This is a genomic window from Cereibacter ovatus, assembly GCF_900207575.1.
GTDB classification, from domain to species: Bacteria; Pseudomonadota; Alphaproteobacteria; order Rhodobacterales; family Rhodobacteraceae; genus Cereibacter_A; species Cereibacter_A ovatus.
Genome location: NZ_OAOQ01000001.1, coordinates 364,295 through 379,719 on the forward strand (window position 1 = coordinate 364,295; position 15,425 = coordinate 379,719).

Here is a 15,425-nt window from a genome sequence, read left to right on the forward strand (position 1 = left end):
TTGCGGCGCCGACCGCGGTGGCGTCCCCGGACGCCTGTGACACATTCGGGGTCAAGCAGGTCGTTGTCGACCCGCACCGCCTTGCCGACGGGGGGCGGGCGGCTCGAACGGGTGAAGCGCGTGTCCGGGGCCGGGCAGCGCCGCGATCAACCCGCCCTTGGCCGTCAGAACGTCGCCCGTGGAATCGCCAGTCCGCCAGATGGATCGTCGCGCAAGGTCACGATCCGGTCCGACAGCGCCGCATTGCCGGGGCCGGCCTTGATCGACAGCTTGCCTTCGGCATCGCCGCCCATCGAGCGGTTGTTCGGGTTCGATGCGCCCACCCGGAACAGACGGTCATCCACCACCAGACGGTCGCGGGTATCCCGGCGGTCGGCGGGCATGTCGATGCCGCCGCAGACCGCCAGCGCATCGTCGATCACCACCATCTTCTGATGATGGACCAAGGCCCGCGGATGCGCCCCGTCCAGCCGGAACCGGATGCGCGCGTCGGTCAGCCAGTCCGGCACGAACAGCGGTGTCGTGCCGCGTCCCAGCGGCTTGACGGTGCCCGGATCGCATTTCGGCACCCGGATCTGAAGCGCGGGATTTCGCTTTGCCATCCAGCTCAGGAGCGAACCCAGCCGGTCCGGCACCTTGCCGCGCGGATCAAGCCATATGCGGGCGCCGACATCCCAGGCGATCAGCTGAACGGTGTGCCGGGTAACCAGGATCGCCTGTGTGACCGTGGCGGAACAATCTGCGGCGTCGACGATCACGGCCATCCGTCCGGCGTGTTCGATGCGCCAGCAGGTGTCCCGTGGACAAAGGATCGGCGCGTCGTCGGCCATGGCACCGGGCTGTCTGGTTGCGCCCGGTGTCAATGACCTGCGGCAGGCGCCGGTTAGGGCAGAAGCCGGCGCAGCGGATCCAGCAGCAGGTCGGGGCGCAAGCCCAGCACCGCCGTCGCGGCCGAGGCCAGCAGCAGAAGCAGGCGGTCGGCCGCGGGCAGGAACGGCGCGGCCGGATCGGGGGCACGGCGGAAGATCAGCGCGACGAACCGCAGGTAGTAATAGGCCCCCAGCGCGGACCCGGCGATGGCCATCGCCAGAAGCGTCCAGGCGCCGCCCTCGATCAGCGCCGTGAAGACGATGTATTTGCCGAAGAACCCGGCCGAAACCGGCAGCCCCGCCAGTGAGATCAGCGCCAGCGCCATCGCGCCCCCCGCCAGCGGCCGGCGCCAGACCAGCCCGCGCAGATCCGCAATCCGCGCCTCGGGTCCAAGGGCCGCTGTCACACACAGCGCGGCCAGCAGCGCCGGCGCATAGACCGCGATGTAGAACAGCGCAGCCTCGGCCGCCATCGGCGCCCCCGAGGCCAGCGTGGACGCGACATAGCCGGCATGAGCGACCGAGGAATAGCCCAGCATCCGCCCGATCCCGTCCTGTCGCAGCGCCACAAGATTGCCCAGCAGGATCGAGGCCCCCCCGGCCAGCCCAAGGCCGATGGCCCAGACCTCGGGCGGGGCAAGCGTGTGCAGCCGCACCAGCGCCGCAACCACCGCGATCTTCGACGCAGCCCCGGCAAAGGCCGCCGCCGCGCGGGGGGCGCCGTCGAATGCATCGGGTGTCCACATATGAAACGGCACCAGCGCCAGCTTGAAGCACAGCCCCGCCATCAGCAGCGCCGTGGCAAGGCCGAGCATCATGCCCCGGCCGGCAAATGCCTGAAGATCCGCGGTTCCACTGGCTGCATGGGCCAGCGCAAGCCCCATCAACAGCGTCGCCGCCCCGGCCGCCCCGAGGATCAGGAACTTGTAGCCCGCCTCAAGCGCCGCGCGCGTCAGTGGCAGCACGAACAGCGCGACCAGCGCCAGCGTCACCAACTCCAGCCCCAGAAACAGGCTGGCGGCATGGGTCGCACCGGCCAGCATCAGCCCCCCCAGCGATGCCAGCAGGATCAGCGCAGGCCCCTCTTTGGATGGCCCGCCGGGACGCAGGAAGGCAAGGCTGCCCAATGCGGCAAGGCAGACCATCATCCCGGCACTTCGCGCCAGCCCGTCATCGGACAGCAGCGCGGACTGGCCTGCCGGCGCCCAAAGCCGTGCCGCCAGCGTGGCGGCCGCCGCCATCAGCGCCAGCGCCGCCAGCACCCGCGACAGGCGCGGCAGTCGCGGCGCGGCCAGCATTGCCGCGACCGCGCCGAACCCCAGGAAAAGCAGCGGCAGAAGGGCGGGAAAGCTTGGCATCACGGCCCCGCGACCGGCGCCAGCGCAGCCGTCACCGCGCCTTCCAGCGCGCCCATCAGCAGCTGCGGCAGCATCCCGAACAGCAGCGTCGCAATCGCCAGCAGCACGATCGGTCCCATCTCGCGCGCGGTCAGATCCTCGACCACGCCGCTGCGCCGGGCCTTGCCGAACACCACCCGCTTGAACAGCCGCGTGGCATAGACCACCGACACCACCAACGAGATCAGCGTGATCGAGGCGAAGATCCAGTTCACCTGGAACATACCTGTAATCACCAGCGCCTCACCCAGAAAGTTCGCGGTGCCGGGCATCGCCAGCGCGGCCGAGAAGAACACCGCAAAGGCCGCGGCAAACCGTGGCGCGCTTTGCTGCAAGCCGCCCAGTTCGCGCAGGTCGCGGGTGCCGGTGCGGTCGTAAAGCGCGCCGATCAGCAGAAACAGCGCCGAGGCCGAGAAGGCATGGGCCACCATCTCGACCCCCGCGCCCATCAGCGAGAAATAGACCCCGCCGCAGATCCCCATCAGCACGATGCTCATATGCGCAACCGAGGTATAGGCCACCAGCCGCTTGGCATCGGTCTGCCCGCAGGCCAGCAGCGCGCCATAGATCGAGCCGAACGCCCCCAGCACCATCCCCCACGGCGCCAGCGTGGCAAAGCCCTCCGGGAACAGCATCGGCGGGAAGCGGAACAGCCCGTAGGCCCCGGTTTTCAGCAGCAGGCCCGCCAGCAGGATCGAACCGGCCGTCGGCGCCTGCGTATGGGCGTCGGGCAGCCATGCGTGCAAGGGCGGCACCGGCAGCTTGACCAGAAACGCCGCCGCAAAGCCCAGCAACAGCAGCACCTGCACGCCATGGGGAATGTCACGCTCGGCCACCTCGAAGGCGTCGAAGGTCACGACCTCGCCCGAGGCGCCAAGATAGAACACCGCCGCCAGCAGGCCCAGCCCCGCCACCGCGTTGAACACAAGGAACTTCAGCGCCGCCGCCTCGCGGTCGCCATGACCCCAGACCGAGATCAAGAGGAAGGCGGGGACCAGCATCAACTCCCAGAAAAACGCGAAAACCAGCAGATCGAAGGACAGAAACACCCCGTTCGAGGCCGCCACCGTCCACAGCAGCGCCGCGTTCAGAAGGCCCGAATGTTCGGTGATCTTCCACGACACGATCACCGACACGATCCCCAGCGCCAGCGACACCACCAGAAGCGCCCCCGACAGCCCGTCCATGGCCAGGATCACCTGCATCCCCAGCGAGGGGGCCCAGTCGAACCTTTCGAACGCGATCCAGCGCCCGTCCCCGGGCGTCAGGAAGGCAAGGATCAGGATCACCAGCGCCAGCGCCAGCGCGGCAATCGACACCCACCGCTCGGCGTCGCGCCCGAACCGTCCGGCGAAAAGCGCGGCTATGCCACCGAAGAACGGCAGCAGGATGAGCGCGGTCAGTTCCATGTCGTACCCCATGCAATCACGAGAAGCGCGGCCGTGCCAAGGGCCAGACCCAAGGCATAGTCGCGGCTTCGCCCGGTCTGGATGGCGCGTGCCATGACCCAGATCCGCACCAGCCGGTTGGCCGACCGCATCCAGAAGCGGTCGAAACGGTCATGGGCCAATGGCCCCACCACCGCCTGCGTCAGCCGCAGCGCAAGCGCCACCGGCGCACTGCCCACCGGATCGACCCCCCCGCCGCGATGGCCCGAAAGCCAGCGCACGAGGTTCACGAATGGCCGCACCACCAGCGCCTGATAGACCCCGTCCATCCGTGCGCCGCGGCTGAGCCAGCGGATCAGCCGCACCTGACGTTCGAAATCCAGATCGGCATCGCGCGGGCGGCGGTCGCGGCTGAGCCAGCGGATCAGCCGGATGTAAGGCTCGATCACCCAGATCTGGAACTTGTGGTCCAGCCGGGTGGGGCGGCGCATGTCGTGCGCGCCCTCGACCGCCGCCGCCAGCGAGGGCACGAAGGTCAGCGCCGCCGCGCCGATCAGCCCCGCGAACGGCGCCATCGCCGCCAGCAGCGCCGGCAGATGCGGCGCATGCGGCACCTCGGCGCCAAGGAAGCTGATGATCGGTGCGACCATGACACCGCCCAGCATCGAGCCGGTCGCCAGCACCACCAGCGGCACGGTGATGAAGCCGCTGCCGATCCGGGCGCGATGATGCAGATTCAGGGCCAGCGGATGGCCGTGCGGGGCGCGGCTGCGATGCTCGGGTTCCGGCAGCAGGGCTTCCAGCACCGGGCGGAAGGCATAGACGGCGGTGCAGATCGCCGTCAGGAAAGCCAGCGCCCAGATCGCGATGCCGAACGGGCCGGTATTCCATGCGGCCGACAGCACCGCCTCTTTGGACCACCAGCCGGCGGTGATGAAGGGCACCCCCGCCAGCGAGGCCGCGCCCGCGACATAGGCCACATAGGCCACCGGCCGGCGCCGCGCCGCGCCGCGCATCGCCTTCATCGACGTGCCCAGATCCGAGCCATGGGTGATGTCGCCCGCCGCAAGGAACAGCAGCGACTTGAACATGGCATGGACGACGAAATGGCCGATCGCGACCTCGGGGGCGCCAAGGCCCACCGCCAGCACCATGAAGCCGATCTGGCTGATCGAGGAATAGGCCAGAAGCCGTTTCACATCGGTCTGAAAGATCGCCGACAGCGCGCCGAAGGCGGCTGTGCCCACACCGAACGCCGCCGCAATGGCCTGAACCAGCGGCTCTGACATCACGATGGGCGAAAAGCGCGCCAGCATGAAGGCGCCTGCCGCCACCATCGTGGCCGAATGCAGCAGCGCCGACACCGGCGTGGGCCCGGCCATCGCCGAAGGCAGCCATGTGTGGAACGGCACCTGCGCCGACTTGCCCAGTGCGCCGGCCAGTAGCAGCAGCGCGATCACCAGATGGCGATCCTCGGTCATGGTGGCGCCCGCCGGGATCAGCACGTCGAGGCGCACGGAATTCGCCTCAAGAAACAGCAGCAGCAGCCCCGCCAGCAGGAAGGCATCGGCAAAGCGGGTGATGATGAACGCCTTGCGCCCCGCCGCCACCGCCTGCGGCAGCCCGGTGTTGTAGGCGATCAGAAAGAACGAACAGAGGCCCATCAACTCCCACCCGAAGAAGAAGGTGATGGTGTCGCCGGCGAGAACCATGGTCAGCATCGCCGCGAGGAACAGGTTCATCAGCGCGAAGAACCGGCGCAGGTCGGCCACGCCCGCGTCCGACATGTAGTCGATGGCATAGGTGATGACCATCGCCCCCACCGCCGCCACAGTCAGGCCGACAAGGGTGCTCATCGGGTCCAGAAGCAGCGCAAGCGCCACCTCTGATTGCCCGAAGGCCAGCGTGAACACCGGCACGACGCCGTGACATTCGCCGCCAAAACAGACCGCCGCCAGCGGCAGCATCACGAAGAACGGCGCCACCCCACCCAGAAGCGCCAGAACCTGAACCGCGCGCCGGCGCAGGAAGAACGGATCCAGCCCCAGCATCAGGAAGGCCGCAAGCGGCGGCGAGGGCACGAGAAGCAGAAGAAGATAGGGGCTCAGCATGTCAGTGCCTCAGCCGCGTGATGGTGTCTGCATCCTCGACATCGGCCACGCGGCGCAACGCAAGGTAAAGCGCAAGACCAAGGGCGACCTCGGCCGCGGCCAGGATCAGGATCAGCACGAACATCGCCTGTCCGGTCTGCCCGCCGTGATAGGCGCCGCCCGCGATGAAACCAAGCGCGGGGCCTGCCAGCATCAGTTCCAGCGAGATCAACTGAAACAGGATCGCCCGCCGCGCCAGAAGCCCGAAAAAGCCGGTGGCGAACAGCCCGGCAGACAGCAACAGCAGGATGGACAGGGTGGCCGCGTTCATTCCCCGGCCCCCCGCCGTCCCAGATGACGCGCGCCCATCAGCGCGGCCAGCAAAAGACCCGACGCGACCTCGATCGCCAGTGCCCATGGCCCGAACAGCAGCGCCCCAAGGCTGCCCTGCGCCGTGCCTTGGGGCGCCACCAGCGCGGGCCCGCCCACGCCAAGCCCTGCCACCAGCGGCACCGCAACAAGGATCACCGCCGCCGCGGGCCGTCTCCAGCCTGTGGCAAGACGCTCGCGTTCGCGCCCGCGGGCCTCGGCCGAGGTGTCCACGCTCATCACGACAAAGACGAAGACCGCGACGATGGCGCCGGCATAGATCAGCACCTGCACCGCCCCGGCAAAACTTGCGCCCAGCGCGAAGAAACAGGCCGCCAGCGACAAGAGCGCGGCCACCAGCCAGATCAGCGCATGGACGATCACCGGCCGCGTCACCGCAAGCACGGCACAGGCCAGCGCCACGGCGGCGCACCACAGGGCAAGAAGTCCGCTCATGGGCACAGATCCTTCGGATCGACCGGCGCCTGCACCTTGCCGGCGATCGCCTTGCCGGCCACGTCCCAGTAGCGATAGCCGGGGTGCTTGCCTTCGCCCGCGATCAGCAGGTCGGGCTTTTCATATTGCAGGAAGCCGCGGTCGTAATCGGCCAGTTCCACATCCGGCGTCAGCTGGATCGCCGAGGTCGGGCAGGCTTCCTCGCAGAAGCCGCAAAAGATGCAGCGGGCAAAGTTGATGCGGAAGGTTTCGGGATACCAGCGGCCGTCGGGGGTCTCGGCCTTGACCACCTCGATGCAGTCGACCGGGCAGACCGCCGCGCAGAGGTTGCAGGCCACACAGCGTTCCTGCCCGTCGGGGTCGCGCGTCAGCACGATCCGCCCGCGGGTCCGCGGCGGCAGGACGGGCTTTACCTCGGGATATTCCCGCGTCTTGGTGGGGGCGAAGACCATCCGCCCCACCCGCAGGAAACTGTCGATGATCCCCCTCATGGTGCATCCCCCACCGCGATCCAGCCTGTCACCAGCAGGTTCAGCAGCGCCAAGGGCAGCGCCACCTTCCAGGCAAAACCGATCAACTGGTCATACCGCGGTCTGGGCAGCGCCGCGCGCAACCAGACAAACAGGGCGCAGATCGCCCCCACCTTCAGCCCGAACCAGACCGGAGCGGGCAGGATCGGCCCGGCCCATCCGCCCAGAAACAGCGTCGTGAACAGCGCCGCCACCAGCAGCACCGCGATATATTCGCCAAGGAAGAACAGCGCGAAACTCATGCCGGAATATTCGGTCATGAAGCCTGCGACCAGATCCTGCTCGGATTCCTGAAGGTCGAAGGGCAGGCGGTGCGCAGCGGCGATCCCGGCAATGAAAAACAGAACTGCACCAAGAGGTTGGATCAGGATGAACCATGCGCCGTCCTGCTGCGCGGCCACGATGTCGCCCATGCGGAAACTGCCGGCAAGCAACACGCAGCCCATCAGCGACAGGCCAAGGAAGCTTTCATAGGCCAGCATCTGCGCCGCCGCCCGCAATCCCCCCAGCATCGCATAGCGGTTGCGAGAGCCCCACGCCCCCAGCACCATCGCCCAGACCGTCAGCGCCAGCATCCCCATCACGAACAGCACGCCCATGTCGAGATCGGCCACGACAAGCCCGGGCGCAAAGGCCACCACGCCAAAGCCCGCCAGAACCGGCGCGGCCGCCAGCGCCGGCGCAAGGCGGAAGGCCGCAACATCCGCCCCCGCGGGCGGGGCGTCTTCCTTGGCGATCAGTTTCACCGTGTCGGCCACCCATTGCAGGAAACCGAACGGCCCGACGCGGTTCGGCCCCAGCCGTTCCTGCAGGAAGCCCAGAAGCCGCCGCTCGGCCCAGGTGAAGATGCCGGCGGCGACGATCAGGGCGACCAGCACCGCAACCGACAGCAGAAGGGTGGCGGTAAGGCTCATGGTGCGGCCTCGACGGTGACAAAGAGGCCGTGGCCCCGCGCGCCGGTCAGCGCGACATGGCCCGGCGGGACGCTTGCATCCAGCGCCAGCGGCGCCGGCGCGGGCACTCCGTCCAGCAGCACAAGGGCGCCCTCGGCCAGACCCAGATGGGCCGCATCCCCGGGGTGCATCAGCAGCCGCGGCCGCGGCGCGCGTTCGGCCAGCGGAGGGCTGGCCCGATCGGCCGCACTGGCTGCGAAGGGATCGTGCAGCGGCAGAACCGCCAGCCCCTCGGTGCCGGTGCGATCGGCCAGCGGCTGCCCGGCCGCCCCCGTGCCAGGATGCAGCAACAAAACCCCCGGATCGCCGCCCGTGACCGGGCCACCCACGCCATCGGTCCCGGCCCAGGCGCCGCTGGCCGAGTGATGGCCCGCGTCGGTGCGCAGGGCAGGCGGTGCGTCCAGACCGTGCGCCCCCTCCATCGACCAGACCAGCGCCGAATCGGCATCCTGTCGTGGCTGGCCGTCAGGCAGGCGCCCGGCCAGATCGCGCGCCGTGCGCCCCGAGGCGCGGGCCGGCAGGCGGGCCACCGGACCCGCCGCCGCACCAGGGGCCGCCTGCGTGACCGCAGCCAGATCCGGGCAATCATGCGCCAGCGCCGCCAGCATTTCGTCCAGCGTGGTTTCCGTGCCGCCGCAGAGCGGCGCCAGCAGCCGCCAGGCCGGAACCAGATCCGAGGGGCGGCCGGCAAAGCTGCGTTGGGCGCGGCCTTCGTGGTTGATCCATGTGCCGGCGGCCTCGACCGGGGCCGAAACCGGCAGCATCAGGTCAGCCCGCGCCGACAGCGGACCATTCAACCAGTCCAGCACCATCACCGTGGTTGCCGCGGCCATCAGCCTTTCGACCGTGTCGGCCGGTGCGCGGTCGGGAAGGGCGGCATCCAGCACGATCACCGGGCGCGGCTCGGCTTCCAGCGCGCGGGCCGCATGGTCAATACCGGCACCTCCCAGCAGGGCAAGGCCAAGGCTTCCGGCTTCGGGCGGGAACAGCGCGACCATCGCCTTCGGCCCCAGCGCCCGGGCGATCTCGGCCATGGCCTCGGCCGGGCCGGCAAGGCCCAGACCGGCGCCCGCCACCAGAAGGGGCGCGTTGGCTGCCGCAAGCGCCGCCGCCACCTCGCGCGCCTGGGGCTCGGCCGGCTCGCCGCGCAGGGCCGCGGCCACGGCGCGCCCGAAGGCGGCCACTTCGGCGGGCGGGCGGCGCAGCGGCCAGGTCGCCACCTCGTCCAGCGCATCGGGCCGGGGCGTCACCAGCGCAATGGGCGAACGGCGGCCTTCGCCCGCCACCCGCACCGCCGCATCCATCCATTCCGGCACGCCCTTTTCCGCCGCCAGCCGCTTTTCCGCCCCGCGCGCCGCCTGCCGCAGCGCCAGCGCCGCGCGCGGGGCCGTGCCGGTCAGATCCTCGCCCAGCACCAGCGCCGCATCCGCGCGCCCGATATCGCGGACCGAGGCGATCCGCCCCGGCCCCGCCCGCAGGATTTCGGCCATCCGCCGCACCAGTGCCGCCTCGTCATCCGAGACGCCGGCGAAAAAGCGGTCCTCGCCCACCAGTCGGCGCAGCGCAAAATTCGCCTCCAGCGAGGCGCGCGGCGAGCCGATCCCCACCGCCCCCTGCGCCACCAGCGCGCGGGCATCGGCCACCGCCTCGACCCAAGGGATTTCCCCCCCCTTGCGGCTTGGAAACAGCGGCCGTTCCGCCTCGGCCGCCATCGGGCCGAACCGGCCCCTGTCGCACAGGAAAGAGCCGTTCACCGCACCATGCGTCCGGTTCTGCACCTTGCGCAGCGTGCCGCCGTGTTCAAACAGCGTGATGTTGCAGCCCACCGCGCAGTGGGTGCAGATCGCGGGCGTCGCCGCCATGTCCCACGGCCGGGCATAATGGCGCGACCACCAACGGTCGTCGAAGACGCCGGTGGGGCAGACCTCGGCCAGATTGCCGGCAAAGGGGCTGTCCAGCGCGCCGGGCTCGGTCCGGCCGAACCAGACCCGGTCATGGGCGCCGATCACCTCGAAATCCCGGCCGCCGGCATGGTCACGATAGAACCGCAGACAGCGGTAACAGCCGATGCAGCGGTTCATCTCCTGCGTCAGGAATGGCCCGTGATCCACGTTGCGATGCACCCGCTTGGCCACCGACACGCGGCGATGACGGTGGCCGGATGCCACCACCATGTCCTGAAGATGGCAGGCGCCGCCTTCCTCGCAGACCGCGCAATCGTGGGGATGGTTGACCATCAGCCATTCGATGATCCGGGCGCGGAACCGCTCGGCTTCGGGGGCCATGACCTCGACGCGCTGGCCGTCGCGGACGGGGGTGGTGCAGGCCATCTCCAGCCGTCCGGTGGTGTCGTCGGGGTCGTCGAACACCTTGACGGCGCAGAGACGGCAGGCCCCGACCGATCCCAGATCGCCGTGCCAGCAGAAATGCGGCACCTCGATCCCATGCGACAGACAGGTGGTCAGCAGGTCGTGGCCGGGCTCGACCGTCAGATCGCGGCCGTTGACGGTGATCTTCATGCCGTCCCCCCATGCGGGCAGCCGCCCGAAAGATGCGTCTTGTCGTGTGGGCAGCCGCCCGCCAGATGCGCCGCAAACTCGGCCGCGAACATCTCAAGCCCCGACGCCAGCGGCGCCATCGCCCCCCCCATCAGATCGCAGAAACTGCGGCCGCGGGGTCCGGCCTCGGCCGCGGTCATGTGCAGCAGATCCAGATCCTCGGGCCGGGCCGTTCCGGCCTCGAACGCATGAAGGATCTTTGCCGCAAGGGGCAGCCCCTCGCGGCAGGGCGTGCACCAGCCACAGCTTTCGCGGGCGTAAAACCGCATGTGGCGCGCAATCAGCCCGACCGGACAGGCCGAGCCATCCAGAACGATCAGCATCCCCGTGCCGAACATGGCCCCCGCGCGGGCCAGATGGCCGAAATCCAGCGGCGTATCCAGATGGTCCGGGCCAAGAAAGCGGCTGGCCCCGCCGCCGGGCTGAAAGGCGCGCAGCGTGCCGTCGCCCGAAATGCCGCCGGCGCGTTCGATCAACTCGCGCGCGGTGGTGCCCATCGGCGCCTCGAACAGCCCCGGCCGCTTCACCCGGCCCGAGACGCCGTAAAGCTTGGTGCCGCCTTCCTCGGTTCGCGACAGCGCGCGGAACCGCTGCGGCCCCAGCGTCAGGACGTGGGGGACAAGCGAGATCGTCTCGACATTGTTCACCGTGGTCGGACGCCCCCAAAGCCCCGATTGCGCCGGAAAGGGCGGGCGCTTGCGCGGCACCGCGCGGTGGCCTTCCAGCGCGGTGATCAGCGCGGTTTCCTCGCCCACGATATAGCGGCCGGCCGAGGGATGGACACGGATGTGCAGGCCCCCCAGCAGGCCCGCATTCCGCGCTTCGTCAATGGCGCGTTCGACGGCGGCGATGCCGGGGCGGTATTCGTCGCGGATCAGCACGATCGCTTCATCGCAGTGGGTGGCATGGGCAGCGATGAGCGCGCCTTCCAGCAGTTGATGCGGCAGGGCTTCCAGCAGGAAACGATCCTTGAAGGCGCCCGGCTCCATCTCGTCGCCGTTCACGATCAGGTAGTTCGGACCGTTGCCGGGCGTCGTGCCGCGTTCGGGCATGAAGCGCCATTTGCGCCCGGCCGGAAAGCCTGCGCCACCGCGGCCGTTCAGATTTGCGGCCTCGACCCAGTCGATCACCTCGGATGGCGCCATGGCACGGGCGCGTTCGACGGCCGCATAGCCGCCAAGGGCACGCCATTCAGCGAGCGTGTGCGGCTTGCGGTCGGGACGCGCGCGGCCGGTCAGGGGCAGATCGGTCACAGCCCGCCCTCCAGCAGTTTCGCGACGCCTTCGGGCGACAGCGGGCCGATCAGGCGACGGTCGCGGCCCACCACGGCCGCGGGCGCGCGGTCGCAGCCGCCAAGGCAGGCCACGTTGATCAGCGTGTATTCCCCGTCCGCTGTGGTCTGACCGAAGCCGATGCCCAACCGGCGTTGCAACTCGTCGCGCACCGCATCGGCGCCGTTCAGCCAGCACGAGGCCCCGTCGCACAGAAGGATAACCGTCCTGCCCACCGGATGGCGGAAGATCAGGCTGTAAAAGCCCGCCAGTGCTTCCATTTCCGCGCGATGGACGCCCAGCGTGGCCGCGGCCTCGGCCAGATGGGCATCGCACACCCAGCCGTGGTCGTGCTGGATCATCCGCAACGCTTCCAGCATGGCGGCGCGGGGGCCGCCGTGGTCATGGGCGGCTTGCCGGATGCGGGTCAGAAGGTCAGGAGAAAGGCTCATCTGTCCACGTCCGACATGACGAAATCGATGCTTGCGATATGAGCCACAAGATCGGCCACCGTCATGCCGGGGGCGATCTTCGGCAGCATCTGCAAATGCGCGAACGAGGGCGTGCGGATGCGTGTGCGATGGCTGTGCGCGCCGCCGTCCGAGACGATGGCGTATTGCGTCAGGCCGCGATGACCCTCGATCTGGCCGGTGGCCTCGCCCGCGGGGACATGGGTGCCCCACGTCATTTGCAGGAAATGCGGGATCAGCGTCTCGATATCCGACTGCATCGCGCCACGGGGCGGTGGCGTGGTCAGCGGGTGGTCGGCCTTGATCGGGCCTTCCGGCATGTTTTCAAGGCATTGGCGGATGATCTTCAGAGATTCTCTCATCTCGTCGGCGCGCACGCGGGTGCGGTCAAAGCAATCGCCACGGCTGCCCGTGGGCACGTCGAAATCGAAATTCTCATAGCCGGAACAGGGTCTTGCCTTGCGAAGATCCCAGTCGCAGCCGGTGGCGCGCAGGCCGGGGCCGGTGGTGCCCCAGCCGAGCGCCGTGTCGGTGTCATAGGCGCCGATCCCGACGGTTCGGGCGCGGAACAGGCCCGAATTCAGCACCATGCGCTGGTATTCGTCCAGCCGCGCGGGCATCCAGTTCAGAAACTCTTGCACGAGGCCCTGCCAGCCGCGCGGCAGGTCCATCGCCACGCCGCCGATGCGGAAAAAGGCCGGATGCATCCGCGCGCCGGTGATCGCGGCGACGGCATCATAGGCTTTTTCGCGGTCGGTGAACATGTAGAACACCGGCGACATCTGCCCCACGTCCTGCGCCATGGTTCCATAGAACAGCAGGTGGTTCAGGATGCGGTAAAATTCGCACAGCATCACCCGGATCATCTGCGCCCGTTCCGGCACCGTGATCCCGCAAAGCCGTTCCACGGCAAGCAGATAGGGCAGTTCGCTGATGACGCCGCCCAGATAATCCACCCGGTCGGTATAGGGGATGAAGCCGTGCCAGGTCTGACGCTCGGCCATCTTTTCCACGCCGCGGTGGTGATAGCCGATGTCGGGCCAGGCCCAGACCACCTCTTCGCCGTCAAGGCCAAGCAGAATCCGGAAAACCCCATGGGTTGAGGGGTGATGCGGGCCGAAGTTCAGAACCATCAGCTCTTCGCCATCGCGTGCGACGGGCAGGCCCAGTTCTGCGGGATCGGTGACGGTCGCGCGTTCCTCGGCGTCGAAGAAGCGGTCGGTCATCACGAAGGGCGGCTTTTCGGTCGCGCGGGCGTAGTGGGCTTTGCGCAAGGGATGGCCGTCCCATGTCGGAGGCATCAGGATGCGGCGGGTCTCGCGGCCGAAATCGAGGCCGAACATGTCGAAGGCCTCGCGCTCATACCAGTCGGCATTGGCATAGATCCCGGCTACAGAGGGCGCGCGGCCCTGGGTTGCCAGCTTCAGCCGGATGTCGGCGTTGCGTGCAAGCGAGATCAGGTGCGAACACAGCGTGATCCCGGACGCCGGCTGTCCGTCGCGGTGGCGTCGCCCGGTTTCGTCGATGGCCCAGAGGTCGGCCAGCAGGGGGAAGGGCTGCGCGATCTCGTCGCGCAGGAAGCGGTGGGCGTCCTGCCAGACCTCGGGCGACAGCCAGACCACCGGGAAGCCCTCGGCCGTCGGCTGTTCGGCAAGGACCGCGCGGCCAAAGCGGTTGCGCAGCGCCTGAAGCGCGGATGTCGTGGCTGTGTCGAGGCTCATGTCGCCTCCGGGTCGGGCAGGCGGGTGAGGGCGCTGCGTTCGGCGCGCAGGGTGTCGCGGCGCGCGACGGGATCGAAGGGGCGCGGCGGGCCGGCCTCGCCCAGACGGATCGACAGCGGACGCGCCTCGGTCGCGATCTTGGACTGAAGCAGAACCAGCGCCTCCATCAGCGCCTCGGGGCGGGGCGGGCAGCCGGGCACATAGACATCGACCGGCAGGAAGCTGTCCACGCCTTGGACCACGGAATAGATGTCATACATCCCGCCCGAATTGGCGCAGGCCCCCATCGAGATCACCCAGCGCGGTTCGCGCATCTGCTGATACAGCCGGTAAAGCGGCACCGCCATCTTGCGAAACACCGTGCCCGACACGATCAGCAGATCCGCCTGCCGCGGGGTCGAGCGGATGACCTCGGCGCCAAAGCGCGCCTGATCGTGCAAGGGCGTCAGGGCGCTGGCCATCTCGACATAGCAGCAGGACAGGCCGAAGTTGAACGGCCACAGGCTGTGCTTGCGCGACCATGCCACCAGATCGTCCAGCCGGGTGAACAGATGCGAGGCCGACATGCGGTCTTCCGGCGCGTCGGCGCCGGGGCGGTCCAGGCTCCAGCTCATTCCCGGTCCTTCCGCGGTCCGGCTTCCAGGGCCCCTTCCATCCAAAGCCATGCCAGCGCCGCCAGCAGCACAAGGATGAACACGGTCGCCGCGATCAGTTCCTGCCGGCCCAGTTCCAGCGCCGAGACCGCCCAGGCGAACAGCACCGCCACCTCGACGTCGAAGATCATGAAAAAGACCGCGATGAGAAAATACTGCGTCGCGACGCGGCCCTTCAGCGGTCGGGCCCCGGGGGCGCCGCTTTCATAGGTGCCAAAGCTGTCGCGCGACGGTTCGCGCAGCGCGCCTGCAACCAGAAGAATGGCGGCCACAGTCCCGACAACGATCGCAAGATGCAAAGCAAGAGCGGCCCGAGGATCGAGGCTGTTCAGAAGATCGATCATTCAACCAGTTCCTTCCGGGGCAGAGGATACACCTTCCGACATATCGCCGCGTATAGTCCAGCCCGCCTCTATCACGATGGGCTTAACCATTCGTTCGCGCCGATGCCTTGATCTGTATCAGGAAATTCTCGGCCCGGCCAGAATGGCCCGTTCCGATGCTGCAGGCCCTGCGCCAAAGGGACGCAGGGCGCCGGCGGCGAATCGCTCTCAGCCGAACAGGATGCATCTGCCTGTTCGGCAGGCCGCAGCGGCGATCCCGGGCGGCGGTCAGCCGGGAAAGTGGCCGCTCGGGGCCAAGAAAGTGCCCGCGCGACCCCAGCGACATTGACCTGAAACGGGGGGGGCGACATAGAAGG

Annotated in this window: 14 protein-coding genes; all 14 read right to left on the reverse strand. The window is 68.8% G+C overall.

From position 1 onward, the window contains the following. Positions 1-164: 164 nt before the first annotated feature. The 14 genes from CRO07_RS19020 to CRO07_RS01785 are packed head-to-tail and all read right to left on the reverse strand — an operon-like array spanning position 165 to position 15,069. A complete protein-coding gene (locus CRO07_RS19020) occupies positions 165-830 on the reverse strand; it encodes a phospholipase D-like domain-containing protein (protein WP_235840906.1) in 666 nt (221 codons plus the stop codon). A 53-nt stretch (positions 831-883) separates the two neighbouring features. Next, complete coding sequence (locus tag CRO07_RS01725; RefSeq protein WP_097028947.1) at positions 884-2,227, reverse strand: NADH-quinone oxidoreductase subunit N; 1,344 nt, start codon at positions 2,225-2,227, stop codon at positions 884-886. Further along, on the reverse strand, positions 2,227-3,675 hold the full coding sequence (locus CRO07_RS01730; RefSeq protein ID WP_176504463.1) for a complex I subunit 4 family protein: 1,449 nt from the start codon (positions 3,673-3,675) through the stop codon (positions 2,227-2,229). Before CRO07_RS01730 ends, CRO07_RS01725 begins: the two co-directional genes overlap by 1 nt. Continuing rightward, positions 3,666-5,765, reverse strand: a complete 2,100-nt coding sequence (locus CRO07_RS01735; protein ID WP_097028949.1) for an NADH-quinone oxidoreductase subunit 5 family protein — start codon at positions 5,763-5,765, stop codon at positions 3,666-3,668. Before CRO07_RS01735 ends, CRO07_RS01730 begins: the two co-directional genes overlap by 10 nt. A gap of 1 nt (position 5,766) precedes the next feature. After that, complete coding sequence (gene nuoK / locus CRO07_RS01740) at positions 5,767-6,075, reverse strand: NADH-quinone oxidoreductase subunit NuoK (RefSeq protein WP_097028950.1); 309 nt, start codon at positions 6,073-6,075, stop codon at positions 5,767-5,769. Beyond that, positions 6,072-6,569 carry an NADH-quinone oxidoreductase subunit J gene (locus CRO07_RS01745; protein WP_097028951.1) on the reverse strand — a complete coding sequence of 166 codons (498 nt, stop codon included), beginning with the start codon at positions 6,567-6,569 and terminating at the stop codon, positions 6,072-6,074. Before CRO07_RS01745 ends, nuoK begins: the two co-directional genes overlap by 4 nt. Continuing rightward, the gene (gene nuoI / locus CRO07_RS01750; RefSeq protein ID WP_097028952.1) at positions 6,566-7,060 is read right to left on the reverse strand and encodes an NADH-quinone oxidoreductase subunit NuoI; all 495 of its coding nucleotides are present in this window, start codon (positions 7,058-7,060) and stop codon (positions 6,566-6,568) included. The genes CRO07_RS01745 and nuoI overlap by 4 nt, the downstream gene beginning before the upstream one ends. Continuing rightward, a complete protein-coding gene (gene nuoH, locus CRO07_RS01755) occupies positions 7,057-8,013 on the reverse strand; it encodes an NADH-quinone oxidoreductase subunit NuoH (RefSeq protein WP_097028953.1) in 957 nt (318 codons plus the stop codon). The genes nuoI and nuoH overlap by 4 nt, the downstream gene beginning before the upstream one ends. Next, positions 8,010-10,571 carry a 2Fe-2S iron-sulfur cluster-binding protein gene (locus CRO07_RS01760; protein ID WP_097028954.1) on the reverse strand — a complete coding sequence of 854 codons (2,562 nt, stop codon included), beginning with the start codon at positions 10,569-10,571 and terminating at the stop codon, positions 8,010-8,012. The genes nuoH and CRO07_RS01760 overlap by 4 nt, the downstream gene beginning before the upstream one ends. Further along, positions 10,568-11,863, reverse strand: coding sequence for a complex I 51 kDa subunit family protein (locus tag CRO07_RS01765; protein ID WP_097028955.1), 1,296 nt, complete (start codon positions 11,861-11,863; stop codon positions 10,568-10,570). Before CRO07_RS01765 ends, CRO07_RS01760 begins: the two co-directional genes overlap by 4 nt. Further along, positions 11,860-12,333, reverse strand: coding sequence for an NADH-quinone oxidoreductase subunit NuoE (nuoE, locus tag CRO07_RS01770; RefSeq protein WP_097028956.1), 474 nt, complete (start codon positions 12,331-12,333; stop codon positions 11,860-11,862). The genes CRO07_RS01765 and nuoE overlap by 4 nt, the downstream gene beginning before the upstream one ends. Continuing rightward, positions 12,330-14,072 (reverse strand): NADH-quinone oxidoreductase subunit C/D, encoded by a 1,743-nt coding sequence (nuoC, locus tag CRO07_RS01775; RefSeq protein WP_097028957.1) that lies wholly within the window; start codon positions 14,070-14,072, stop codon positions 12,330-12,332. The genes nuoE and nuoC overlap by 4 nt, the downstream gene beginning before the upstream one ends. Continuing rightward, positions 14,069-14,686: an NADH-quinone oxidoreductase subunit B gene (locus CRO07_RS01780; protein WP_097028958.1), complete on the reverse strand. Its 618-nt coding sequence runs from the start codon at positions 14,684-14,686 to the stop codon at positions 14,069-14,071. Before CRO07_RS01780 ends, nuoC begins: the two co-directional genes overlap by 4 nt. Continuing rightward, a complete protein-coding gene (locus CRO07_RS01785) occupies positions 14,683-15,069 on the reverse strand; it encodes an NADH-quinone oxidoreductase subunit A (RefSeq protein ID WP_097028959.1) in 387 nt (128 codons plus the stop codon). Before CRO07_RS01785 ends, CRO07_RS01780 begins: the two co-directional genes overlap by 4 nt. Positions 15,070-15,425 lie beyond the last annotated feature (356 nt).

Bases quoted from the DNA above. Each gene is read 5' to 3' on its own strand.
- CRO07_RS19020 (WP_235840906.1), bottom strand. From the start codon at position 830: ATGGCCGACGACGCGCCGATCCTTTGTCCACGGGACACCTGCTGGCGC.
- CRO07_RS01725 (WP_097028947.1), bottom strand. From the start codon at position 2,227: ATGCCAAGCTTTCCCGCCCTTCTGCCGCTGCTTTTCCTGGGGTTCGGC.
- CRO07_RS01730 (WP_176504463.1), bottom strand. From the start codon at position 3,675: ATGGAACTGACCGCGCTCATCCTGCTGCCGTTCTTCGGTGGCATAGCC.
- CRO07_RS01735 (WP_097028949.1), bottom strand. From the start codon at position 5,765: ATGCTGAGCCCCTATCTTCTTCTGCTTCTCGTGCCCTCGCCGCCGCTT.
- nuoK (WP_097028950.1), bottom strand. From the start codon at position 6,075: ATGAACGCGGCCACCCTGTCCATCCTGCTGTTGCTGTCTGCCGGGCTG.
- CRO07_RS01745 (WP_097028951.1), bottom strand. From the start codon at position 6,569: ATGAGCGGACTTCTTGCCCTGTGGTGCGCCGCCGTGGCGCTGGCCTGT.
- nuoI (WP_097028952.1), bottom strand. From the start codon at position 7,060: ATGAGGGGGATCATCGACAGTTTCCTGCGGGTGGGGCGGATGGTCTTC.
- nuoH (WP_097028953.1), bottom strand. From the start codon at position 8,013: ATGAGCCTTACCGCCACCCTTCTGCTGTCGGTTGCGGTGCTGGTCGCC.
- CRO07_RS01760 (WP_097028954.1), bottom strand. From the start codon at position 10,571: ATGAAGATCACCGTCAACGGCCGCGATCTGACGGTCGAGCCCGGCCAC.
- nuoE (WP_097028956.1), bottom strand. From the start codon at position 12,333: ATGAGCCTTTCTCCTGACCTTCTGACCCGCATCCGGCAAGCCGCCCAT.
- nuoC (WP_097028957.1), bottom strand. From the start codon at position 14,072: ATGAGCCTCGACACAGCCACGACATCCGCGCTTCAGGCGCTGCGCAAC.
- CRO07_RS01780 (WP_097028958.1), bottom strand. From the start codon at position 14,686: ATGAGCTGGAGCCTGGACCGCCCCGGCGCCGACGCGCCGGAAGACCGC.
- CRO07_RS01785 (WP_097028959.1), bottom strand. From the start codon at position 15,069: ATGATCGATCTTCTGAACAGCCTCGATCCTCGGGCCGCTCTTGCTTTG.